22 protein-coding genes are annotated in these 24,924 nt (G+C 41.4%); 4 read left to right on the top strand and 18 right to left on the bottom strand.

Annotated features, from left to right (window positions below):
* Window positions 1-247: 247 nt before the first annotated feature.
* On the top strand, window positions 248-1,207 hold the full coding sequence (locus FIU87_RS03885; RefSeq protein ID WP_152443376.1) for a glycerophosphodiester phosphodiesterase family protein: 960 nt from the start codon (window positions 248-250) through the stop codon (window positions 1,205-1,207).
* Between the two features lie 17 nt (window positions 1,208-1,224).
* On the opposite strand, the gene FIU87_RS03880 is transcribed toward FIU87_RS03885, so the two are convergent.
* The 4 genes from FIU87_RS03880 to FIU87_RS03865 all read right to left on the bottom strand — a co-directional run bounded on the left by FIU87_RS03880 (window position 1,225) and on the right by FIU87_RS03865 (window position 6,209).
* A complete protein-coding gene (locus tag FIU87_RS03880; protein ID WP_152443375.1) occupies window positions 1,225-2,610 on the bottom strand; it encodes a PAS domain S-box protein in 1,386 nt (461 codons plus the stop codon).
* A gap of 389 nt (window positions 2,611-2,999) precedes the next feature.
* Window positions 3,000-4,208 (bottom strand): MFS transporter, encoded by a 1,209-nt coding sequence (locus tag FIU87_RS03875; RefSeq protein ID WP_152443374.1) that lies wholly within the window; start codon window positions 4,206-4,208, stop codon window positions 3,000-3,002.
* 356 nt (window positions 4,209-4,564) lie between these two features.
* Entirely contained in the window at window positions 4,565-5,965 is a 1,401-nt protein-coding gene (locus FIU87_RS03870) for an aldehyde dehydrogenase (protein ID WP_152443373.1), read from the bottom strand.
* Between the two features lie 13 nt (window positions 5,966-5,978).
* Window positions 5,979-6,209, bottom strand: a complete 231-nt coding sequence (locus FIU87_RS03865; protein ID WP_152446402.1) for an excisionase family DNA-binding protein — start codon at window positions 6,207-6,209, stop codon at window positions 5,979-5,981.
* Between the two features lie 410 nt (window positions 6,210-6,619).
* Between FIU87_RS03865 and FIU87_RS03860 the strand changes: the two genes are divergently transcribed.
* Entirely contained in the window at window positions 6,620-8,056 is a 1,437-nt protein-coding gene (locus tag FIU87_RS03860) for a carbon starvation CstA family protein (protein ID WP_152443372.1), read from the top strand.
* A 26-nt stretch (window positions 8,057-8,082) separates the two neighbouring features.
* Here the strand turns inward: FIU87_RS03860 and FIU87_RS03855 are convergent, their stop codons facing one another.
* On the bottom strand, window positions 8,083-9,768 hold the full coding sequence (locus tag FIU87_RS03855) for an acyl-CoA dehydrogenase family protein (RefSeq protein ID WP_152443371.1): 1,686 nt from the start codon (window positions 9,766-9,768) through the stop codon (window positions 8,083-8,085).
* A gap of 111 nt (window positions 9,769-9,879) precedes the next feature.
* Window positions 9,880-10,593: a CDP-diacylglycerol--serine O-phosphatidyltransferase gene (pssA, locus tag FIU87_RS03850; protein WP_152443370.1), complete on the bottom strand. Its 714-nt coding sequence runs from the start codon at window positions 10,591-10,593 to the stop codon at window positions 9,880-9,882.
* A 200-nt stretch (window positions 10,594-10,793) separates the two neighbouring features.
* Between pssA and rpsN the strand changes: the two genes are divergently transcribed.
* Window positions 10,794-11,063, top strand: coding sequence for a 30S ribosomal protein S14 (gene rpsN / locus FIU87_RS03845; RefSeq protein WP_152443369.1), 270 nt, complete (start codon window positions 10,794-10,796; stop codon window positions 11,061-11,063).
* Between the two features lie 30 nt (window positions 11,064-11,093).
* Window positions 11,094-11,441, top strand: a complete 348-nt coding sequence (locus FIU87_RS03840) for a hypothetical protein (RefSeq protein WP_152443368.1) — start codon at window positions 11,094-11,096, stop codon at window positions 11,439-11,441.
* 174 nt (window positions 11,442-11,615) lie between these two features.
* Here the strand turns inward: FIU87_RS03840 and FIU87_RS03835 are convergent, their stop codons facing one another.
* From FIU87_RS03835 to FIU87_RS03785, 12 genes are all read right to left on the bottom strand, one after another.
* On the bottom strand, window positions 11,616-12,242 hold the full coding sequence (locus FIU87_RS03835; RefSeq protein WP_152443367.1) for a hypothetical protein: 627 nt from the start codon (window positions 12,240-12,242) through the stop codon (window positions 11,616-11,618).
* Between the two features lie 341 nt (window positions 12,243-12,583).
* The gene (odhB, locus tag FIU87_RS03830; protein WP_152443366.1) at window positions 12,584-13,852 is read right to left on the bottom strand and encodes a 2-oxoglutarate dehydrogenase complex dihydrolipoyllysine-residue succinyltransferase; all 1,269 of its coding nucleotides are present in this window, start codon (window positions 13,850-13,852) and stop codon (window positions 12,584-12,586) included.
* Window positions 13,849-16,722 (bottom strand): 2-oxoglutarate dehydrogenase E1 component, encoded by a 2,874-nt coding sequence (locus tag FIU87_RS03825; RefSeq protein WP_152443365.1) that lies wholly within the window; start codon window positions 16,720-16,722, stop codon window positions 13,849-13,851. The genes odhB and FIU87_RS03825 overlap by 4 nt, the downstream gene beginning before the upstream one ends.
* A 418-nt stretch (window positions 16,723-17,140) precedes the next feature.
* Window positions 17,141-18,646: a glycine betaine uptake BCCT transporter gene (locus tag FIU87_RS03820; RefSeq protein ID WP_152443364.1), complete on the bottom strand. Its 1,506-nt coding sequence runs from the start codon at window positions 18,644-18,646 to the stop codon at window positions 17,141-17,143.
* Window positions 18,647-18,911: 265 nt separating this feature from the next.
* Window positions 18,912-19,523 carry a sterol desaturase family protein gene (locus tag FIU87_RS03815; RefSeq protein WP_152443363.1) on the bottom strand — a complete coding sequence of 204 codons (612 nt, stop codon included), beginning with the start codon at window positions 19,521-19,523 and terminating at the stop codon, window positions 18,912-18,914.
* A complete protein-coding gene (locus FIU87_RS03810; RefSeq protein ID WP_152443362.1) occupies window positions 19,507-20,208 on the bottom strand; it encodes a GntR family transcriptional regulator in 702 nt (233 codons plus the stop codon). Before FIU87_RS03810 ends, FIU87_RS03815 begins: the two co-directional genes overlap by 17 nt.
* 349 nt (window positions 20,209-20,557) lie before the next feature.
* Window positions 20,558-20,689 (bottom strand): hypothetical protein, encoded by a 132-nt coding sequence (locus FIU87_RS21525; RefSeq protein ID WP_301538653.1) that lies wholly within the window; start codon window positions 20,687-20,689, stop codon window positions 20,558-20,560.
* Complete coding sequence (locus FIU87_RS21200) at window positions 20,682-21,764, bottom strand: PLL family lectin (protein ID WP_216647545.1); 1,083 nt, start codon at window positions 21,762-21,764, stop codon at window positions 20,682-20,684. Before FIU87_RS21200 ends, FIU87_RS21525 begins: the two co-directional genes overlap by 8 nt.
* 71 nt (window positions 21,765-21,835) lie before the next feature.
* On the bottom strand, window positions 21,836-22,198 hold the full coding sequence (locus FIU87_RS03800) for a PH domain-containing protein (protein WP_152443361.1): 363 nt from the start codon (window positions 22,196-22,198) through the stop codon (window positions 21,836-21,838).
* Window positions 22,199-22,438: 240 nt separating this feature from the next.
* Window positions 22,439-22,669 carry a hypothetical protein gene (locus FIU87_RS03795; RefSeq protein ID WP_152443360.1) on the bottom strand — a complete coding sequence of 77 codons (231 nt, stop codon included), beginning with the start codon at window positions 22,667-22,669 and terminating at the stop codon, window positions 22,439-22,441.
* A gap of 216 nt (window positions 22,670-22,885) precedes the next feature.
* Window positions 22,886-24,043: an ABC transporter permease gene (locus FIU87_RS03790; RefSeq protein WP_152443359.1), complete on the bottom strand. Its 1,158-nt coding sequence runs from the start codon at window positions 24,041-24,043 to the stop codon at window positions 22,886-22,888.
* Window positions 24,033-24,785 (bottom strand): ABC transporter ATP-binding protein, encoded by a 753-nt coding sequence (locus FIU87_RS03785; protein ID WP_152443358.1) that lies wholly within the window; start codon window positions 24,783-24,785, stop codon window positions 24,033-24,035. Before FIU87_RS03785 ends, FIU87_RS03790 begins: the two co-directional genes overlap by 11 nt.
* Between the last annotated feature and the right edge of the window lie 139 nt (window positions 24,786-24,924).

The following is a 24,924-nucleotide window of genomic DNA, read 5'->3' as shown; positions in this document are numbered from 1 at the left end:
TTGTTTTCTGAATATTTTATACTTATTCTAAAGGCTGTTTTCTTAAACTTTGTTGCTACTGCGTATTATGAAGACACCCGTAATCAACGCTGCGGTCGTGCTCTTTTCGTGGAAGAAGATTAGAACATGTGGCAAATTTTCTTCGTATAAAGATTGGTAAAAATCTAAATCAGACTTTACCCAGGTTTATAGCAACAACCTTTTAGAAAAGAGCCCTTTTAAAAGAGAAAAATAGGGGGATCAAGAAATGGCAGAAATTTCGATTCCATCGAGAAAGAAAACACACAAAAAACGAAGCGGCTTTGCAGCATTAGGATTCATCACTTGCGGACTTGGGTTAGTGGGGTTGCTACTCACCTTTATGCCCTTAAACAAAAATACAGTGAAGCCTTTTTTTGAAAACAATGGAAAACCATTGGTGATTGCCCATCAAGGTGGAGAACTCCTCGCGCCATCTAACACCATGGCCGCTTTTGAGCAAGCAGTCGAAATGGGAGTTGACGTGCTAGAAACAGATATTCATATAACAAAGGATGGACATCTGGTTGCCATTCATGATCCGACTGTGGACCGCACAACAGACGGAACTGGCAACGTCGCCGATTTGACCCTTGCAGAGATTAAAGAGCTTGATGCTGGCTATCATTTTGTCGATTTAGAGGGAGCTACCAGCTTTCGTGGAAAAGAGGTTACCATACCAACCGTAGAAGAAATGTTTGAAGCCTTTCCTAATACGCGAATAGAAATCGAAATAAAAGATACGAATCCTCCCGAAAAATATGAAGAAATCTCTCGTAAACTTTGGGAGCTCACGCAACAATACAATCGTCAGGACTCCTTGCTTGTTGCTTCTTTTGACCAGGACATTTTGTCTACCTTTCAATCCTATGCAAAAGGACAGGTTGCCTTAGTTGGCGGAAGACAAGAGATTACTAGCTTTGTAATATTCCACAAGCTTTTTGCTAGAAGTCTCTATGCGCCAAGTGTCGATGCCTTTCAGATGCCCTTGCAAGAAAGTATACTTGATTTGACCTATAAACGGCTCATTTGGGATGCACAACGAAGCGGGATACAGGTACACTATTGGACTATTGATGACAAGCCAACGATGCGCCTTCTCCTAGAAAAAGGGGCAGACGGTATCCTCACCAATCGACCTGACCTTTTGCTAGAGACGATGGAAGAAATGGAAAAGAATAAAGAATAACCCGCAGGCATCTATTATCAAAGCTGCGGGCTTGGTGTAGAAAGGGATGTCATCAGGGGCAGGTGAATGCTAACCTCTGTTCCCTTTCCTAAATCACTAGTAAAAGCAATTTTTCCTTTATGGTTTTCAATAATGCGAAAGCTTGTCATCAACCCTAAGCCTATTCCTTTTTCCTTTGTTGAATAAAAAGGCTCTCCTAGCATCGAAAGACGGTCTTTTTCAATGCCAGACCCATTATCCCTCACTTTAATGCAAACATTTTTCTCCTGACCCTTTTCCACAATTATAGTGATAAGACCAGTTTTTGCCGAAATGGCGTCTAAAGCATTTTGAATGACATTGACAAACACCTGTTTAACCGTAGTTAGGTCACCCTGAATGAAGAATTTCTCTTTTGAATCATATATAAATTGAATCGTTTTATTTTCCAACAATGCTTCTGTTTTTAATAGCCTGATGACCTTCTTTACAGTTCCTACGATGTCAACTTCACCCACCCTCTCATGGTGAGGCTTTGACAAGGTCAAAAATTCAGAAATGATGTTTTCTACCCTTTCTAACTCCGTTAAAATAATTTTCCCATACTCCTCGTTATACTCTTTCGTTGCTTGAAAAAGCTGAATAAAGCCTTTGATCGGCGTGAGGGGATTACGAACCTCATGGGCTAGTGCTGCTGACATTCTGCCAATGATAGCGAGTTTTTTTGATTTCTCAAGAAGTTCACTTGCCTTCATTCTGCTCTCGATATTCCGCGAAATTGAAATAATTTCTGAGACTTCCCCTGTTGTTTCATTCACAATTGGCTTCACAGCAGATTCCAACCAAACATAGGCGCCATCTTTTCTTTTTAAACGGTAGGTCATCATCACGGGTCCCTTTTTCTCCAATAGCTCCATATGTTTTTCAATACAATGGGTAACATCCTCTTCATGAATAAAATCATGTGGTAGCTTATCTATCATTTCATGAGGTTCATAGCCTATGACTTCCTTCACAGCTGGGGATGTATAAATGTAAGAGCCATCCAGTCGATGAAGGTTAATAACATCCTGAGAATGGTCCGCTATTAAGTGAATAATTCTTTCTCTATGTGCTTTTTCGGTTATATCTGTAAGTTGGAGATGAAAAATTTTCGGAGAAACACTCGGTGTTATCTCTTCCTTGTGAATCAAACAAACCTTGCTCTTTCCATTTTTCGTGGGAATGGTTGCTTGTGTTTGATTTTTTACATTTAATCCATGTAGAAGCTTTTGTAAATACTCCACAGTCAATTCTCCTTGTGAATAGCCTGTAAGTGTATAAAAAGCCTCATTCGCTATCTTTTCTTCATAATCTTCTGAAAATAAAAGTTGTGCAATGCTACTTTGGTAGAACAACTGTTCAAAAAAGTCCTTTTTCAACATACGTCCCCCTGCTAAATTTGAGATTAGCTAGAATTGCATAATAAATAGCTTCACATAAAAAAATACCTAAAAATACAGAATATATCAATAATAATTTTTCAAGTGAAAAAATTGGCACTTCAATGTAAAATTCAAGAACAAAAGCGCAATGCGCCCGTTTTGCGACGTACAAACTGGACTGAGCCGTATGAGATAAAGAAAACACGAAGAGCGTTAGCGTTTCGATGTTGCCTTATCGTAAGGAGGCGAGGGAAGTTTGCTAGTCGCTGGCGCATGGAGCTGGACGCTGCAACTTTTGTTCCAGATATCCACAGACATATTTTTTATAATTTCCTAAACAACCAAAAAAAAACGTTATTTCTGGCTATACCAGAAATAACGCGTCAAGGTTATGCTCCCTCTCTCATCTCTTCTAGGAGCTCTCGTTTTCTTCGCCTGCCTTCAACCCAAGCAAACACCATCGCTGCTAAGAGAAAGATACTTGAAATTTGAAAAAGCGTCGCTGTTTGTACAAATTGTGCGAGCAGACCAAAAACAACGCCACTAAGTCCAATTCCTAGATCAATGGAAGAGAAAAACATACCGTTGGCAACACCACGACGGTTTTCCGGCGTCATCGACAAAGTCCAGGACTGTAACGTTGGAATTAAAGAACCAAAACCAACTCCAAACAATGCCCCCGCTAAAATGATGAACAGGTTAGAGTGTGCAAAGGAAAGCACCCACATCCCAACAAAGGCCAACAGCATACAAAGAAGCACAAGCCCTCTAGGACCATGATTGTCAAACCACTTCCCAGCTATTGGACGTGACAAGGAAGCCATAATAGCATTCACTAAATAAAAAAGAAAAATTTGATCAATTCCTCTTTCCTCACCGAATATGACGATAAATGTCACGATGGAACCGTACCCAAACGTCGCAACAAGAGTGATGAATGCTGGGTACCATCCGTTCTTTTCGATAAGAGAACCAAAGTAGGAAAACTTCAAATCTTCCTTTTTCACCTTCTTCACCGATTCAGGAGTTTGGTAGTTTACAATTGCCAGCAAAAATAAAGCAATTACACCTAGGACACCAGATACGATGATTAGATTGGAAAAGGTCGTTACTTGATAAAGATAAATCCCAAGGCTTGGGGCAATGATCATCCCAATTGTAATCGACAATCCATAGTAGCCCATACCCTCACCTAGGCGGGAGCGCGGAATCACATCCACTGCTGCTGTCCCATTCACCGTTGTCGACCATCCCCATGCCAACCCATGAACAAAACGGAACAACAAGAAAATGACCACGATTTGCGACAACGGATAAATAATGGTTATTAAAAGGAGGGCCACTGCACCAATGAGTACTAGTGGCTTTCTTACCTTATATTCAAGCATATAACCGATAAATGGCCGGCTTAGTACCGCACCTATAGAAAATAACGCGGTCACCAGTCCAATCTCAAAACCTGTTGCTCCTAAAGATTTGATATAAGGCGGAAGGGTAGGAATTAACATTTGAAAGGACATAAAGACAAATAAATTCCCAATCATCAGCATTATAAATGATTTTGTCCATAATATTTCTTTTTTCTGTATTGGTACCATGCTCACACGCTCCTGCTATCATGCTGCTAAAAATAAAAATCAGTAAAAAATGGTTTCCATCTGTAGATTGGAGCAAATGGCGCAGACTCCATCGGGAATAAAGCGATCGACTGGAGACCTCACAGGCGAAAGCCAAGGAAGCTTACAAATCGCCCCGCAGGACACTGTGCCATTTTGCGGAAATCCACATCGGAAATAACACCTAAAAAAAGAAAAGAATCTCCAAAACTGAAGATCCATTTCCGCTAGTAAAACAGTCCGCAACCATGTTAATATTTCGTCTGTCTAAATATTAACACAGAAAACATAGAAAGAAAACGTGCAAGACTTACTATTTCACTATATATTTTTTCCTATTACTTCATTACTCTTTTTAGTAAATTAATGCTTTTATCCGAATAAGGAGGATAGAGAAAGCTCAAATTGATTTTGGTGCTTTTTTTCATCACGCTTTTTTGATGGGAAAATGTTTCAAAGCTTTTTTTGCCATGATATGCTCCCATTCCGGAAGTTCCCACTCCACCAAAAGGGAGATAAGGATTCGTGATATGAGTAACCGTATCATTTACACATCCACCACCAAAGCTAGTCCCATTTATCACCTTCTCCTCCACCTCACTATTTTCTGTGAACAAATACAACGCTAGAGGTTTTGGTTGATCATTAATTTGGCGAATAGCATCAGGAAGTTCCTTATACTCTAATACAGGTAGTATTGGACCGAAAATCTCCTCCTGCATGACCATATCCTCCCAGTCCACTCCGTCCATTACGGTCGGCTCGATGTAGCGTTCTTCTGGTAGCAAATTACCTCCAGAGGTGATTTTTTCTGAATTTAGGAGAGAAGCCAATCTGTCAAAATGTTTTCTATTTACTATTCTTCCATAATCCTTACTCTGCTCAGGATGTTCTCCATAAAATTCCTTGATGACTTTTTTCAATGCTTGAAGAAAGGCTTCCTTTATATCCTCATGCACAAATAGATAATCTGGTGCCACACAGGTTTGTCCTGCATTCATAAATTTACCCCAGGCAATTCGCTTAGCTGCAACCTCTAAATTGGCATCCTTATGAACGATACAAGGACTTTTCCCTCCAAGCTCCAGTGTCACAGGCACAAGTCTCTTTGCTGCTGCCTGCATGATAATTTTCCCGACCTCTACACTGCCTGTAAAAAAGATGTAATCAAATGGCGCTTGAATAAGCGCAGATGTTTCTTCCCTTGCTCCTTCCATCACACTAATATAGGCTTCATCAAAATGCTCTCCTATCATTTTTGCCATCACACCTGACACAGTGGGAGTGAACTCTGAAGGCTTCAAAACTGCACAGTTTCCAGCAGCAATGGCGCCAATTAAAGGCTCCATCACTAATTGAAATGGGTAGTTGAAAGGACCAACAATAAGAACGGTTCCATATGGTTCCTGGTAAATATGGCTTTTCGACCCAGCATGAACGAACGGGGTTTTCACTTTTTTCACTTTAGCCCAGCTTTTTAAATGCTTCATAAAATGACCAATACTGTCTAATACATAACCCACTTCTGATCCATATGCTTCAAAAATTGATTTTCCTAAATCCTTTTTTAGGGCATCCATTAGTGGCTCTTCGTATTCCTTTATGGCATTCTTTAAAATACTGAGCTGTTTTAAACGAAAATTAATATCCTTTGTTTTTCCTGCAGCAAAAAATTGCTTATGCTGCTGCAATCGAACTTCTACAGCCTGCTCTGCACTTGCAGTTTCTGTATGAACCATCGTTTTTCCTCCTTCAATCCTCATCTTTTATATCGATATCCTCTGGAAGGGGTTCGTTTTTCACCTCTTCCACTAGCCTCATATATTTTTCCATTTGCTTTAAATGTGTCTCAAACTGCTCTTTATTAATCATATAATCGCTACCATCATATAGCGCGCGAATTTTCTTTTCCTGAATCATTTTTTTGACAGCACCCTCTGAACAAGAGAGATATTCTGCAGTTTCTTTTACGGTAAGGTACACAATGCTGCTCCTTCCTAGATTAATCTGATTAATTGTATTCCATCCTCTAGGCATAATCAAACAAGTACACTCCTACCTTCAAACCTTCTTATATTACGACATGAAATCGTTTTATTTGGCTTTTTTCTAAAAAATTGTTGTTAGTAACAAGAAAAAAGTCGGTTTTTGAACTTTTTAGCAAAAAGGCATAAAACTTGAACAATCATTATTTGGTTTTTATGAAAAGAGCACGACAGACACGTTGATATCGCGATGCTCCAAAATACGCGAAAGTGACATAGTTTGCGAAAACACCCGTTTATTTTACAAAAGGTTTAAATTTTTCAGAACAATCTGTTGTTTTTTCACTTAAACGTGTTAAAATGTTTGAAATTATTACTTTTACCCCACATAAACAGGAGGAGAGCAGCATGATTACTTTTTTCGGCGCCATCATTTTTCTTATTTTAGGATATATCTTTTATGCCAAATTCGTGGAGCGGGTTTTTGGCATTAATGATCAGCAACCTACTCCTGCTTATACGCAACAAGATAATTTTGACTTTGTACCAATGCCTTGGTGGAAAGGCAACTTAATACAATTATTAAACATTGCAGGCCTAGGACCCATTTACGGGGCCATCATGGGCGCCTTATATGGTCCGGTAGCCTTTATCTGGATTGTTGTGGGCTGTATTTTTGCCGGTGCTGTTCACGATTATTTTTCCGGCATGCTATCCCTTCGCCATAAAGGGGCACAGTTTCCTGCCATTGTCGGAAAATATTTAGGAAACACAGTTAAAGCATGCATTTATGTTATCTCGTTAGTGTTGATGGTGCTTGTAGCCGCTGCTTTTACAGCCGGACCAGCCCAGCTGATTGCTCAGTTGACACCCTTAAGCTTTGTTGCCGCACTAGTTGTTATTTTTGGATACTTTGTTCTTGCCACCATCTTACCAGTCAATCGCGTGATTGGAAAAATCTATCCGTTGCTTGGTGGCATTCTATTATTTATGGCATTAGCCATCGCTGTCTCGCTTTTATTTACCGGCAAGCAAATTCCCAACTTGACCTTCGCTAATTTACATCCGCAAGAGCTGCCAATTTGGCCGTTATTGATGGTTACCATCTCTTGTGGAGCAATTTCTGGCTTTCATTGTACACAAAGTCCGATTGTTGCTTGTACGATGAAAAAAGAATCCGATGGCCGCAAAATCTTTTATGGAGCGATGGTAACAGAAGGAGTCATCGCATTAATTTGGGCAGCTGCTGGCATGACCTTCTTTAATGGAACCGGCGGTCTTGGGGAAGCACTGGCAACAGGTGGACCTTCCTTTGTTGTCAATGAAATCTCTATTTCCTTGCTTGGTACCTTTGGAGGCATTCTTGCAATCTTAGGAGTTATCATCCTACCAATTACAACCGGGGACACAGCGCTTCGTTCGTCTCGCATGATTTTAACGGAGGTTTTCTCGAAGTTCTTTAATATGAAAGGAAAAGGGAAGGTATTAATGGTCACGCTTCTTCTTGCTATACCAGCGTTCTACTTAGCGACCATTGATTATACCTTCCTATGGAGATATGTTGGCTGGACCAATCAACTTGTGGCAACAGTGATGCTGTGGACAGCGACGTCCTATCTGTTGAAGGAGCATAAATTCCATTGGATAGCAGGAGCACCCGCAATCTTTATGACAGGAGTGGTGACAACCTACCTCTTCTACGCACCAGAAGGGTTCGCATTAGACTATGGAATCTCCCTTATGATTGGATCGCTTCTGACACTCATTGTACTCTCATGGTATGTTAGCCAAATTGTAAAGTATCGTAACGTACCAAACCTAAAAGAGGATAAAAAAATAGCCTAAAGCAAGGGGACGGCTCTCCCACTTCCTTAATGGAAGCAGGAGGACCGTCCCTTTATTAGTACATCAAAATAGCGAAGCTTCTTGTTTTCTTTATCAATCCAAGTGTGAGATTCCTTCCAAGTAATTTGAAGATATAGCTCTGCTTTGGCTAACTCCCTCTCCGATCCAACAGCTGCCTCCTCCAACACTACAACACTTTCAAAAATCTTCACCATCAGTTCCGCTATTTTTTTCGAATAGACGCCTTGTACATCAGAACTTGTGCTTCTAGTAAAATCACAGATTTCTTGCAGACTGATAAGCGCCTCCTCCACTGGCCTCTTCCACTCGTTTTCTACTTGTACTGCTGCCAGCCTCTTTTTCATAGAATCTATAAAAATTCGGTCCACTTTAAATCTAGCCATTAACCTCCATACTTCCATCCCAAGGATATTAGCGGTCCCTTCCCATACCGTCAGAACCTGGGCATCGCGGAGCAATCTTGGTGTGACGAAATCTTCAATGTAACCATTTCCTCCATGAAGTTCAATCGCCTCATGCGAAAAATGAACCGCCTGTTCAGCTGTTTCTTTTTTCAATAAGGCAATCAAGAGCCTATGAAGGACACTCTCTTCCTCCGTTACCTTCTCTTCCTTCCTCATCACCTTATCGAAAAGCGCAACAAGCTCAAACAACGCGCTTGTTTCCACTTCCTTTTTTACCGCTAAATCAACGAGTGACTCCCGGATCATTGGAAAATTAATAAGCTGATCACCAAATGTCACCCTTTCTTCTGCATAACGGAAGGCCTCCGAATAGGCTCGCTGCATGATACCGATGGATGCAATTGCGTTACACACACGGGAAAGATTCAGCGCCTCCATCATATAATAGATTCCCTTAGAGGGCTCTCCAACAAGATAGGCTTTCGCATTTTGAAATAATACCTCTGCAGATGGCACAGCCCTTACCCCAAGTTTATCCTTCAGTCGTCTGATTTCAATCCCATTTAAACTACCGTCCTCATTCCGCCACGGCACAGCAAAAAGGCTCAATCCTTTTGTTCCTTTTGGTGCCCCTTCCATTCTCGCAAGGACCATCGCCACTCCACATTGACCGGCATTGGAAGCAAAATATTTTTCCCCAGTAAGTAAATACGTGCTTCCTTCTAAATCAGGCACAGCCGTTGTCTCATTTGCCCCAACATCCGAACCGCCCTGTCTTTCTGTTAAAAAAGTCGCTCCTTCAAAAAGCTCTACTTCTCCCGTGGAAATCACGTGCGGCAAGAACTTTTCTTTTACCTCTTCATTAGCATAATGGTCGAGTAAGTACGCGGTTGCCATCGTAAGGGTAACTGGACAATAAAAGCCTGGCTCTGTTTGGGAAAGCAGATAGCCTTGCGCATAGGAATAAAGATAGCTTCCTTTGCTTCCAAGCTCCGGAATATCCTTGTGCACATACCCAACAATCCCCCTGTTATATGTTTCCTCCACCGTTTTCTTATACCCTTCGTTTACCCAAACCTCAGAAATATCCTCACCCATTTTGTTATATTTGATAAGACGTGGTTGACCTTCTCGATCGGTATGTAGTGCCCGTTCGTCAATCTCATTTGCACAGCTTTCTCCAAATAGCGTTAATTCCTGTTCTGCCCATTGATAAAACGCGGGATCAAGATACTTTTTTAACAGTTCTTGAAGATGGCGGTCCTCTGTGAAAAAGTTACGTTTCATATGAATTCCCTCCCATTACATTGTCCTTCTTCTAGTATACATAAAATTTATTAGAAAATTTAGATAGTTTTTCAAAAGCACAAAAAAAGCATTGTGCGTAACAGCACAATGCTAATCAGTCTCTCGTTTATTTTTCCCACGAACCTTCACAAAACGGTAGGCAAGGTACGCGATATAGAGAGGAAGGGCAAGATAGATTAAATATGGATACTGCGCATAGGTTCCTTTATAAATCATAAACAAGGACGCCCCAATAAACAGTGTTACAATGGTTCCGTACTTCGGAAGAGGAACATCCTTAAAGCTTGGAATCTTAATTTTACTAATCATCAAGAAACAGAACGCGGTAAAAATGACCGTTGTCACAATCTGTGGAATAAAGTTTCCAAATAGCGTTAACAACGCCAAAATTCCACCTGCTGCTGTAATTGGTACACCGGTAAAATACTTACCAGTGGACTTTGTTGCATTAATATTAAATCTTGCAAGCCTGTATGCTCCAAACAAAGGAAACAAGGCCGCAATGGATAGGCCAAGAAAACCAAATTGGAAAAAATAAGTATAGTAAATAAGGAAAGATGGCGCCACTCCAAACGTCACCACATCCGCAAGAGAGTCCAGCTCTTTTCCAAGCTCCCCATCAGCATTGAGCATCCGCGCAAGCCGACCATCCATACTGTCAAGCATCATTCCTATTAAAATCAAAATCGCTGCATTGCTATACTCTCCACTTGCAGCGAATCCTATAGATAAAAATCCACAAAATAAATTCCCAAGCGTAAACATGTTTGGGATGCTTTTAATTAAACGCGTCCGCATTTGCATTTGATATCATCACTCCGTCATATATGTAAAGGCTATTCACGTAAAAAATCGTCTAGTGTATATTATACCATTCATGAGTGAAGGTAGTAAAAAATAATTTATTTGTTAGATTAAGAATTGCAATTTATATAATTCTATGATTGAATGGTAGTTATAAATCGTAATGATTACTATTTGTATTTTAGAAGGAGTGTGCATCTATGGCAAAGAAATCAAAAGTGGCAAAAGAAAAAAAGCGCCAACAGTTAGTGGAACAATACGCAGAAATTCGTAGAGAGTTAAAGGCTAAGGGAGACATGGAAGGATTGCGCAAGCTGCCACGCGACTCTTCCCCAACACGTTTAAAAAATCGTTGTGAAGTAACCGGAAGACCAAGAGGCTACATCCGCAAATTCAACATGTCCCGTATCGCCTTTCGCGAGTATGCACACAAAGGGCAAATTCCAGGCGTGAAAAAAGCAAGCTGGTAATGAATCGTAGTTTGTGAATGGAGTGGTAGTATGCAAGCAAGCCTATATAACTACTTAGTGAATTGCAGCCTGGCAACCTTACCGCCAGAAAAAAAATTATTCTATAACTTTGTTCGAGATATTGAGCATTCCTACGAGCAGCAAGCCCAATCTCCAGAACAGTATTATGAATTACTTTTGCACCAGCACCCATATCACCTAGCAGCAGAGCATTTTAACATTCCTGTCGAAGCTGCACGAAAGCTGATGCTTGAAATGGAACAGGAAGTAAATGAGAATGCTGAAAGGAAAGCGAAGAACGTCGTATGGGTGGATTGCACTGATAAAATCGAACCTTCGTATTATCCTAAGAAGCTGTTTTTTCTTTCGCTGACATAATACGGTTATAGTGAGCATTTTTGTATTCTAATTGAGACAACGGTTGGTGGTTTCTAGTCTGGTTGTCGGGATTGGAACGGTTGCGCGACAACCACTTGGTGATTGCTGCCTTGGTTGTCGCGATTGAACCACAAAAAAGCTGTCCAGAAATTTTCTGGACAGCCATTTTCCTTTTCATAGCTTCACTTTAATATTTAATTCTTCTCCAATTTCTTTGTTATTTTCATCCAAAGGTGCCTTCATGATGATTTGTACCCATTCTACTTCCTCTGCCTTTGATTTTTCTAAAAGAAAGAAAATCGATCCTTGCTTCATTTCTTCTGGGGCAAATTTCCCCTCTATTTGACTACTTAGCATCGGATTTGGAGTTTCAATCGTCTCTCCAGTGCTTGTCACAATTTTAGCTGAATAAGCGTCAAAATTAATGTTTGCATCTGATTTATTTGTCACTTCAATATCTAGTTGGATATATTCAATTTCATCTTCACCAAGATACTCTTTAAATCCACCGGCAAGCTCTCCACTGATGGCAGAAACCTTGTCAAAATCCACGGTGTAAGTTGCTGTCTCAATTGGCTTTAAGCGGTTGTTCCTTGCATGATAAGTAAAGCTACCACCCTCTGTATGTGCCGTTTCTCCGACAGGTACTTGGCTTTCTTCCGCTTCGCTTTCTGGAATTTCTTCTGCAAATTCATGGTCATTTGGTTTGTTGTCTTCTGTGTTTTCTTTTTCATCTGATGTACATGCAGTCATTACCACTACTAATAATGCCATGCATAAAAGTGTCAGGTATTTCTTCATTGCTTCTGTTCCCCCTCAAATGTCTGTTGAACAATTATCTGTATAAAGTAGATTATACTGTATATTTTCATAGAATTGCTAGTTTTCCGACAATAATCTCCAGAAAACTTGTTTCCATTTGTTGGTTTTCGAATTAGAAAAGGTCGTTTTTTGGCTAATCTCTAAGTTTTCTGGGCATGGAGCAGCTTGGTCTTGGTCATTCCATTAACCACCATCTTTGTTGGGTGCTATTCCCCTGCTTTTCCGACCAACCGAACCTTCTCCCCTCACGGTAGAGAATCAAACCCCACCTTAATAAAAAAGGAGGACCTACCACAAAGGTAAGTCCTCTTTCTCAAAAATCAACCTTCTAATAAAAGGTCTTCTGGATCTTCCAATAATTGCTTCACTTTTACAAGGAATTGAACTGCGTCTTTACCGTCGACGATACGGTGATCGTAGGAAAGAGCGATGTACATCATCGGTCTTACTTCTACTGTATCGTTGTCATCTACTACAACCGGGCGGCGTTGGATAGTGTGCATTCCAAGGATACCAACCTGAGGCGTGTTCAGGATAGGAGTGGAATACAGGGAGCCGAAGATTCCGCCGTTTGTGATGGTGAAGGAGCCACCTTGTAGGTCTTTTAAGCCTAGTTTGTTATCACGAGCCTTTTTCCCAAGGTCACCGATTTCTTTTTCGATGCCTGCAAAGCTTAGCTTGTCAGCGTCGCGAACAACAGGAACGACAAGGCCTTCTTCTGTTGATACAGCTACACCGATGTCATAAAACTTTTTCAATAAGATTTCGTCACCTTGGATTTCCGCATTTAGTAATGGGAAGGATTTAAGCGCGCCGATTACTGCTTTTGTGAAGAAGGACATGAAACCAAGCTTCACGCCGTTCTTTTTGAAGAAAGCATCCTTGCGGCGGTTACGAACGTCCATTACCGCAGTCATGTCCACTTCGTTGAAGGTTGTGAGCATCGCTGCTGTGTGCTGTGCTTCCACTAAGCGTTTCGCAATGGTTTGACGTCTTCTGGACATTTTCACGCGTTCAATACGATCGTCCTCTTGTACTGCAGGTTTCGCAGCTGGTGCCGCTGGTTTAGTCGTCTCTTCTTTTTTAGCAGGTGCGCTTTGTGCTTGCTTGTGCGCTTCTACATCCTCCACACGAACGCGGCCCATTGGGTCACGGAAGGAAATTTCGTCTAAGTCGATCCCTAGCTCTCTTGCTTTTTTACGTGCTGCTGGAGAAGCGACTGTTCTTGATTTTGATTTTTCAGCTGCAGGTGCTTCTTTTGCTGGCTCTGCTTTAGGAGCTTCCTCCGCTTTTGGAGTAGCCTCTTCTGCTTTAGATGCTTCTTCAGTTTTTGGTGCAGACGCAGGTGCAGCACCTTCTTCACCAAGCTTCGCGATAACCTGACCAACGACAACGTTATCACCAGGCTCAGCTAGAAGCTCTTGTAACACACCACTATGATCGCTTTTGATTTCAATGTTTACTTTATCTGTTTCAAGTTCTGCGATTGTTTCTCCCTTTTCAACTGTGTCGCCTGTTTTTACTAACCATTCGGCAATTGTGCCTTCTGTGATGGATTCTGCTAGTTCTGGTACTTTGATTTCAATCATTCGTTTTCCCCTCCATGACCTTTGTTAACGTTCAAAGAATCTTCAACAATCCAAGCTTGTTCTTGTTTATGAATATGAGGTTCACCTGTTGCCGGGCTCGAACGTTTCGGACGTCCAATATAGTCCACAGAGACGTTAGCTTGAGCAATTTCATGCAGATTTGCTTTTACAACTGGCCATGAACCCATGTTCTTTGGCTCTTCTTGCACCCACACCATTTCCTTTAAGTTCGGGAACTGTGCTGCAAGTGCTTCTACTTCTTGTTGTGGGAAAGGATAAAGCTGCTCTACACGCGCGATGTGGATGTTTTCAACAGACTCAGCACCCATTTCCTCCACCTTTGTTGCAAGATCTACAGCCACTTTTCCTGTACATAAAATTAGGCGTTTCACCTTTTCTTTATGTTGACCTGTACGCGGTTCTTCTACTAACAGCTTGAATTGCCCATCTGTTAACTCTGATAGATCAGAAACTGTCATGGAATTACGCAGTAAGCTCTTTGGTGTCATGACAATTAGTGGTCTTGCATCCTCTTTTGTCGTGAGCTTTGCTTGTCTTCTTAAAAGATGGAAATACTGCGCAGCACTTGTTACGTTTGCCACGATCCAGTTGTTTTCCGCAGCCGAATTCAAGAAGCGCTCTACTCTTCCACTTGAGTGCTCCGGTCCTTGTCCTTCATAGCCATGAGGCAGAAGCATGACAAGGCTTGATTTTTGGCCCCATTTTGCACGGCCAGATGCAATAAATTGATCAATAATAACTTGAGCTACGTTAACGAAATCACCAAATTGCGCTTCCCAAATCACTAGGGACTCAGGAGATTGAACGCTGTATCCATAATCAAAACCAAGAACGGCTGTTTCCGATAAGGCACTGTTGTAAAGCGACAAGGACGCCTTTGCTTCTGGAAGTTCATGAAGCGGAATGAAGCGGTTTCCTGTTTTGTTGTCATGCAGTACAAGATGACGGTGCGAGAAGGTTCCACGTTCACTATCCTGTCCTGTTAGACGGATTGGCGTTCCATCAGCAAGAATCGATGCGAAAGCTAGCGTTTCGCCAAGCGACCAATCTACTTTGTTGTCATTTGCAAGCAAGCTTTCACGTTTTTTCAAAATACGGCCAAGCTTTGGATAGACGGTAAAGCCTTCTGGGTATTTTACAAGATTGCTGTTGATGGATTTTAAAAGATCTGCAGGAACGGCTGTGTCTAAGTCAGGAACCTGGTCACTGATTGGCTTTGGTACCTGCTTAATCTTCACATTGTTCTCGTCTTCTTTACGAAGCTCATCAAAAATTTCTTGTAGCTTTTGCATGAACTCCGTTTTCTTTGCTGTTACTTGTTCATCCGTTAAAATGCTGCGTGACACCAGTTCTTGTCCATATTTTTCAGCGATGGTTGGATGATTATTAATTTTTTCATATAAAAGTGGTTGCGTGACATTGGCGTCATCCATTTCGTTGTGTCCGTAACGACGGTAACCAATGAGATCAATCACGATATCTTTTTTGAATTTTTTGCGGTATTCATATGCAAATACCATGACGGATAAACAAGCTTCCGGATCATCTGCGTTTACGTGAATGACAGGGATTTCATACCCCTTTGCCAGATCACTTGCATATTTTGTGGAACGGGAATCCGTGTAGTTTGTTGTAAAGCCAAGCATGTTGTTCGCAATAATATGGATTGTTCCACCTGTTGCATATCCTTTTAGCTTGGTTAGGTTAAGCGTTTCTGCTACCACCCCTTCACCAGGGAATGCTGCATCCCCATGCACTAGCACACTAAAGGAGGATTGTTTATTTTGCTTTGGATAGCCTTTTTCAGAACGATCCTCTTGAGATGCTCGGGCAACTCCTTGAACAACAGGGTTTACAAACTCTAAGTGACTTGGGTTGTGGGCAAGGTTAATGCGAACCATTTGCTCCTTTTCCCCTGTTACTTGACGATCTGCACCCATATGGTATTTCACGTCTCCAGACCAACCGAAGTTGATGCCGCGAGAGCCTTCAGATGGAACGAGTTCTTTGTTTGGTGAATGATGGAATTCAGAGAAAATTAACTCATATGGCTTGCCAAGAACATGAGCGAGCACGTTAAGGCGGCCACGGTGAGCCATACCGATGCTGATGTTCTTTGTTCCGTCCTCACAGCCAGATTGAATGAGCTTATCAAACATCGGAACGAGCATGTCTAAGCCTTCAATAGAAAATCGTTTTTGACCAACGAATGTTTTGTGCAGGAATTTTTCAAAGCCATCAACCGCTATTAATCTCTCTAATAGATCTACACGGTTTTCCTTAGTGAGCGGACGCTCAATTCTTGTCTTTTCAATATAAGAGTTGAGCCAGTTTTGTTCCTCTTCATCATGTATATGACCAAATTCATAGGCGATGGTCGCTGTATAAATACGTTTGAGGTGCTCGTATGCCTCCCATGCGTTAGAAATTGCTTCAGGAGCATCCTCCCAAACAAGATCAACTGGAATTTGCACTAAGTCTTCCTTGTTTAAACCGTACGTTTCAATATCAAGGAAACCAATGTCTGATTGGATTTCTTTTTCCATTGGGTTAATGTTTGCAGCCAAGTGACCTAGCGTACGAATATTGCGCAAAAGCTTATTTGCAGCAATGACCTTCTTAATTGCTGCTTGTGGTGCAGTTTGCTGAGAACTACCAGCAGCAGCTCCGACATCCGTACTGGAAATGGAATCCATTCCAGGAGGCGCTCCTAACTCCTCAAAAAGCGCACGAATAGACCCGTCCACTGCTTCAGGGTCAACTTGAAATTTTTCATACATGTCATACACATAACCCATATTTGGGCCATAAAAACGCTCCCAAATTTGTTCTAATTCAACCTTACTCATTACTGCATGCCTCCATCTTAGGCTGTGACGTTAAGAAATGCCTGTTGATTATTATATAAAGGATTGGGTAGAAATTTGTGATGTTGTCGCGCTTATACGAAGCTGACAAATCTTCGCTGCATTTCCAAATTATATACTATATACCCTCCCCTATTACTCTCACACCTAAATTATACAGAAAAAACTTTCTTTTCGCTATAAAAACGTTTTCATATTTTGGACAAATTTACAACAGTATTTGAAAATAGTGGTTTTGTCAGAATATTTAAAATTAAATTCAAAGTAATTTCGGGTTCTTGTGATATTGAAAATGTTATATTAGATAGGGGAAAAACGTTGACATTATGCTATTTTTATAGAAAAAAAGACCGTTCGAACGACGGTTTGCACCTTTCATTCGAACAGTCCAATATTTACATTAACTTGCTTTTTTTATCCCATCGCCTCTTTTTTTCAGTCCTTTAAGATCCTTGTTTAATTCTTTTACCAGTCCATAGCACATAACAAGAACAATAAAGGTGAGTGGGAGCGCGCTCACTATGATAGCAGTTTGCAGGCCAGCCAATCCACCGGAGGCCATTAGTACTAGCGTAGAAGCAACAAGGATAATTCCCCAAATAACTTTTACTTTATTAGGAGGGTTTAATTTTCCACCCGTCGTTTGCATGCCAAGTACAAAGGTTGCAGAATCTGCAGATGTGACAAAAAACGTTGTGATTAAACATACCGTTAGCACCGATAAAATGATACCAAATGGTAGCTGTTGGAACACATAAAAAATCGCTGTTTCTAAACTTTGTCCGGACACATCTAAGCCCTGGATGATTTCTAGGTAGATTCCTGTTCCACCGAACACGGTGAACCAAATTGCACAAACGAAAGTCGGAACAAGTAATACTGCGATGGTAAACTCTCGAATGGTACGCCCTTTAGAGACACGAGCAATGAACATTCCGACAAACGGTGTCCAAGAAATCCACCAAGCCCAGTAAAAAACGGTCCAGCCCTGTGTCCAGGCAGCTTCGGTTTCATCAAAAGGAGAAAGCCTCAGACCCATTAACCCGACATTTTGAATATAGCTTCCGAGCGTAGTAGTAAACATATTTAATAGAAACAAAGTGGGGCCAAGAATTAACATCGTAAAAAAGAGAATAACGGCAAGTGACATATTAATATTACTTAAATATTTTATTCCTTTAGAGATTCCTGTAGTTGCTGAAACAATGAAAAGAACGGTGATGATTGCCATAATAATAAATTGCACCGTGAAATTGTTGGGCATCCCAACAAGATATTCGAGTCCTGCATTAATTTGCTGTGCACCAAGCCCTAAAGACGCGGCCACACCAAACAACGTAGCGAAGACTGCAACGATATCAACCGTTTTACCGATTGGTCCTTTCACTTTTTCACCAAGCACAGGTCGAAGCGTGGCGCTCATAAGTCCTGGCGCATTGTTCTTAAATTTTTGATAAGCAAGTGCAAGCGCGACAATTGCATAAATCGCCCATGCATGAAGGCCCCAATGCAACCATGTATACCGCATTCCGGTAATGGCAGATTGCTCGGTACTACCTTCTCCAAGCGGTGGCGTTGCAAAATGTGAAACTGGTTCAGAAACACCATAAAATAACAATCCAATTCCCATCCCAGCAGAAAATAGCATCGCAAACCATGTTGGACGAGAGTATTCTGGCTTGTCATTTTCTTTTCCAAGCTTGATTTTTCCAAACTTACTGAAGATCATAAAAGCGGCAAATAAGAGGAAGAACGTGGCGACTAGCTGATAAAACCAGCCAAACTTTTCTAGTACAAATCCTTGGGCTACTGTCATTGCGCTGCCTAATTGTTCAGGAATTAAAACACCAATTACGACAAACACAAGGGCAATCCCTACAGATATCTTAAAAACTGAATTTCCCAAAATGCATCAACTTCTTTCTATAATATCTTTTATCAATACCCCCAATGTATTTTATTAAACCACAATTAGACAGTTTTCAAAAAAGGCAGGTACGCTGAAATTTGGAGATATTTGTTGATTTACGGCGATTAGGGAACTGTGGTCTCACATACTATACAATAACAAGGTGTTGGTGGCAGATGCTCTTGAATGCTTCTACATAAGCAGGGCCAGGGGAGGTTCTACGGGTCCTTTCTTGAGTCAAGACAGCAGAACCTTCTCCATGTTACCCTCTACTTTCTAAGTCCTTGGCGGTTTTACTTGTTGATACTTGCTTTTCGTCTTTAAGGGTGCCAAAGAGGACGTCGACGAAAGGGGTGGAGACGCCGTACCAGTAATTTTCGTTTTTGAAATGGTGCAGAATATGCGTCTTTTTGACCCAGCGACCGAATCTTGTTTTTGGTTTGATGGGACGATGAGCAACGTAGTGCTTCCATTCATAGAGAAGGAACATGGTAAGAAGTCCTGTTGCAAAAGCCAATGTGAGCCACAGGTTGCCCACGATTAAATAGAAAAGTAGTGTTATAATGGATAAATTTGGTAAACTGTACCATAGCGGCAGAAACAAGAGGTGAAGATCATTTGGATTAGTATGGTGATCATAATGCAGTCTTTTAATCAATTTTAATAGAAAAGGATTTTTTGGAGCTTTTATATGAAATAAAAATCGGTGAGTGAGGTACTCACTAAACATAAAAGTAAGCATACCAAACAAAAATACCCCTGTAATAATCCAACTTACTCCATGCAAGATTTGCGCAGTAACACCCGCTCCAATTAGCAATACCAGCACCGTTATATCTGGGAAAAAGAAAAACTCTTTATAGTGTCCCTTCATGCCTTTGCTCCCCTTTCATGTATTGTTTTTTCCACATTTCAATACTCTTTTCCATCATTTCTTCTACTAGCTCTTCCGCACGATTCCCGTCCTTCTTTAAGGCAACTTCTATCAATTCCGCATAGTAAGCTCTCGATGCATCTCGATATGTTTTTTGCTCAAAGTAATAGGTAGCCATCTTTAAGTAAAGTTCTTGGAAACTATTTAAAATTAGAAGATAAATAGGGTTTGGAGCGGCTGATGCCAATCCTTTCTGAAGGTTCCAATCATATTTGGCAAACGCGGATGGCTCATCAGGTACTTGTTCGCTTTCTTTTAACAGACCAATCACTTGGAGTGGTTGATGCTGCACTGCTCCTTTTACATAGGATGGGGAAAGACTTTTACGCAATTCTAAAAGATGAATGATAAAACTATCAGGGACGGTGTCCTCTTGACTTAGAATATGAACGATGGTCATCAGGTTGCCTTCTTTCCAATAGTCGTTCACAGTCGCCCGCTGATTCTGGCGGATCGTAAGCCAGCCATCGCGTTCGAGACGCTGCAAAACTTCACGAATGACTGGTCTGCCTACTACGAACGTTGTTGCAAGCTCTCTTTCCGATGGAATTTGTGAGCCAGGTTTGTAGTCTGCTTTTAAAATGTTTTTAATGAGTTGTTTTTCAATCTTATCTGTTGCACGCATAGTGGTGAATGGAGCCTCCTTTTTGGTGGTGGTGTGATAGTGGAACTTTCATCGCCTGTGGTATTACCAGATTCACGTGTGGTAATACCAGTTTAAACTGAGACGAGTGGTAATTTCAATAATTTTCTGATATCTTTGGTGGTTTTTTGTGGGAAGTTGGTAATCTAGTGTCGCTTTTTGAGTTTACAAGAAAAATAGAGGTTACTTTATGCTTTCGATGAGGAAAAAAACATGCTAACAGCGGTTTTGTGAGGATTTTACTAGGTAATTGCGTCGCTTTGTGAGGTTATTGCATCACTTTTCGAGATTATTGCATCACTTCCTCAGATTATTGCATCACTTTTCCAAGTTATTGCATCAAAACCCGTTTTTGACCAATTCCACCACCACCACCCCACCCGACCACACACACCATCCCCACAAAAAAAGCCTGCCAGACGCTAACGCGCCAAGCAAGCTCCACCAACCCTCTATTAGGCATACCACTTATGCCACATTTTTTTGTTGTTGCCACGGACAAACGTGTCGAGACGGTATGGTCCCCATGCGACAGCCGCTGGAGATGATTGAACACCTCCGCGTGGTGCTCCGAGGTTGCTCCAATTGCCCCAACGCAGGCCGTTCCAAGATTTTTGCCACATCCGGTCATCGTCGCCTTTGACAAAAACATCAATTCGGTTGTCTGACCAAGAGGCGGCGGACGGAGCACCGGAAAATCCTCCTCTTGGAGTACTAAGGTTTTCCCACTGACTCCAACGTGAGCCGTCCCACCATTTGTGCCACATGCGCTCGTTTAGGCCACGCACAAAGCAATCAATTCGGTTAGGTCCCCAAGATACGGCACCTGGTTCACTCGTTAAGCCACCTCGTGGCGAGCCAAGATTTTCCCATTGACTCCAGCGCGAGCCGTCCCACCATTTGTGCCACATATTGTTATCTAGGCCTTGAACAAAGCAGTCCAAGCGGTTCTCTGACCAGGAGGAAACCGTTGGTGCACCTTTGAACCCACCTCGTGGCGAGCCAAGGTCCTCCCACTGACTCCAGCGAGAACCATCCCACCATTTATGCCACATGCCATCATTGGCACCGCGCGCAAAGGTGTCAATTCGATTTGACCCCCAGGACACGGCAGCTGGGGAACTACGAAGCCCACCACGAGGCGCTCCTAAGTCATTCCAACGACTCCATCGTCTGCCGTTCCAAAACTTTTGCCACATCCGGTTATCTTCCCCACGAACAAAGGTATCCAGCCGATTTTCCGACCAAGAAGAGACAGCCGGAGCCCCTTTCATTCCTAACAACGGTGCTCCAAGATCCTCCCACTCTCGCCAGCTAGCACGCAAATCCGAATCTTCTGTTGAGGAAATCGGCAGCTGCTCTACCGTCCGGTAATATGGATACGGACGGGGCCTCGGGTAGTAATATGGATAATAATATGGAGCAGGATAATATGGGTAATAGTACGGGTAGTATGGTCGTGGGCGAGGATAAAAAAAGATCAGACGTTGATCTGCTTGTGTTTGCCGGAATGGCCCGGCGTTAGGATGTGCATACATCAAAAAACCTCCCCTATCTAGACTTCTGCCTAATAGCGTATGCAGAAGAAGGATGGGGAGGTGCATGTTTCTTAGAGAATATGTTTTGCTATTAAACGATCCAGCTTTCGAATGTCGACTTTTTTGTTAATGTTAAGCTTAAAGGTCCCTGCTCTTGTCCAAAGCTCTAGCTCGGCATTGGCATCAAGCATCCCTCCATTTTCAGAGGAGTACATGACAATAGATTTGAACGGGATCGTATAAACTTCTACTTTTTTGCCCGTTAAGCCTTGCTTGTCAGCTATGATGATTCGCTTGTTCGTCACCACTGCTACATCCCTAATGGTTTTGTAGGCAACCTCTGGAATTTCATCTTCAATTAAGATGTCCTTAATTTCCTTTGTTACCTCTGTTTCTTGTAAGAAAGTCCAAGTCATTAATGTGTTTACTGCCATACTTACCACCTCTTCTTTCCAATTTTCTTTTACAAAAGGCTGTTTTCGTAAACTTTGTTGCTACTGCGTATAGATAAGACAAACGTAATCAACGTTGCGGTCGTGCTCTTTTCGTGGAAGAAGATTTAAACATGTGGCAATTTTTCTTCGGAAAAAGATAGGAAAAAGCCTTAAAGCCGACTTTTTCCAAGTTAATAGCAACAATCTTTTAGAAAAGAGCCTTACAAAAAGGAACCAAAATTAATTTTTCTTAGAAGTTATTTTATAGGTATAGTTTAGTAATATTTCATAGATAAAGACAATGAAAACACCTAAAATGAATATTTGGATGGTGGTTAGAATTTCTTTTTCAAAAAGATATTCTCCTACTAGATTCACCAATAAAAGAAATAGCAATGTGATGTATCCTACTTGCATTGCCCTATCAGAATGATTTTTTTGTTTGGAAGTCATCTTCTTAAAAAACATCATTATCCCCCTTTTATTAAAGAGTTCAACCATTTCCATCTTTTTTCCTTCTTTTACAACATGGTAAAAGCCCCTCTTTTTTGTTTGAAGGGCTTTTGTTGATTAATTTTTCAGGTATGCTTTCGCATAAGAAACCGTTATACTTCAAAAACAACTAGTCTCACATATAGATGTGTACATGTAAAAAAGAGTGATGAATATCACCACTCTTCCTCGAGATTAATTCATTACCCATTTATCCTTCATAAACAGGATTCTTCCAGCGATAAGTGAGACAACAATGAACAAAAGATTGCTTCCAATCATGATGCCCAAGTGTTCGAAGTTCACAATTCCAAAGCTTAATTCTTTTAAAATAGTAAAAATATTCATCACCGGAATGACAAAATGGTGCAAAGCAAGCTCGTTTATGCCAATACCAGAGATAATCATCGTTGGAAAAACGGCAATTAGCATAATAGGCGTGCTATAGCTTTGTGATTCCTTGACTGTTTTACCAATAATGCTTGTGATCATCTGAAGGGCTGCTATAAACATGGCGTAGACGACCGAAACTACGATGGCAGCACCGATGACAAGTGCCGCACTATCTCCAAAGGTAACCCCAGCCTTCATGTTTTCGGTTAAAAAGTTGATTTCCAACGCCACCACGATTAATGTCACCAATCCAGAGAGTGCTCCGATTGTGGAAATCGTCAACCATTTTGCAAATAATAGCGTTATACGGCTGACTGGAGTCATCAAAAGGGCCTCCATTGTCTTCTTTTCCTTTTCACCTGCAAATAAATCGGATGCCGCTGGGCCAGCGCCAATTCCAATGGAAAGAGCCAAAATTAAAGGGATGAGCATTGCTAGCATGTTGATTCCAGCGGATTCTTCTGTGAGCTCTTTTTGCTCAATCATAAAAGGCTGAATGATATCCTGAGAGGTACCTTGAGCTTCCAGTCGCTCAGAAATGACCTTCTTTTCATAGTTTCCAAGCGCAGTGGTCACTTGTTGCATAAGAATAGAAGAGTTTTGACTATAGGAGTTTCCGATAAGGGAGACATTCGCCTGTTCGCCATTTTTTACTTTTTCAAAGAAACTATCATCAAGAATTAAAGCGGCCTGCGCGTTGCCATCCTCAACAATCTCTTCTGGGCTTTCCCCTTTTACGAACTCGATATTATCCATTCCGGCAAAAAGTACTTCTTCTTCAGCTCCAAAGCTTTCTGTGACGGCAAGCGAGAAGGTTTCCCCCTCCCCATCTGATAGCATGCTTTCATAAAACAGGACCAAACCTGTCATCATGACAATTGGTAGAAATACAGTTAAAAATAAGGTCCTACGATCACGGAAGGAATCTTTTAATTCTTTTAAATAGATTTTACGAAGCATAGGTTGTGTTCCCCCTTACTAATTTACTCATGAAAATATAGTTCAAATCTCTGCTGCCTTCTTCTTTATATAGAGCTTCAAGTGAGCCGTGATGAACAAGTTCACCCTTGTGCATCATCGCAACAGAGTCACAAAGCATGCTGACTTCCTCCATGATGTGACTGGAGAAAATAATCGTTTTGCCGTCCCGCTTTAGTTGATGAACAAGCTGACGGAAAACGTTGGATGACGTAATATCAAGACCTGTTGTTGGCTCATCGAACAAAATGATGTCGGGATTGTGAATCAAAGTCCGGGCAATGGCAACCTTTTGGCGCATGCCTTTTGAAAAGCCATTCACCTTACGATTCAAGTAATCTCTCATTCCAAACATTTTGGCAAGCTCGTCAATTCGCACCTTTGTTTCGTGCTTGCTTAATCCATACAATGTTGCAAAATATTCTAGGTTTTCACGGGCGGTTAATCGTTCATACAGGCCAGTTTCCCCACCAAAAAGAACGCCGATTTTTTGTTTGATGCTATCAGGTTTTTGAGCTGTATCAAAGCCCGCTACCGTGATGGTCCCTTCCGTTGGTGTCAGTAGGGTTGCAATAGATCGCAATAAGGTCGTTTTCCCTGCCCCATTTTCTCCGAGCAGTCCGACTACCTGCCCTTTATTTACCGTAAAACTCACATGCTTCAATGCTGTCACATGAACATTTTTGTCTTGAAATTTCTTGGTCACTTGATTAATCTCAATCATTTTGTCACCTCATTTAATTAATGTCTTGCTTTCATCATACAAATTAATTGATGATGAATCTTTAGTTATGTCGTGAATAATCCTTTTGATGTCGTGAAAATGACCAAATCGTTCTTATTAATGGTAAAATAAAGATAAT

The organism is Bacillus sp. THAF10 (genome assembly GCF_009363695.1).
Classification (GTDB): domain Bacteria; phylum Bacillota; class Bacilli; order Bacillales; family Bacillaceae_I; genus Sutcliffiella_A.
The sequence above is the reverse complement of the archived record's forward strand: the minus strand, read 5'-3'. Positions and strand labels throughout refer to the sequence as shown.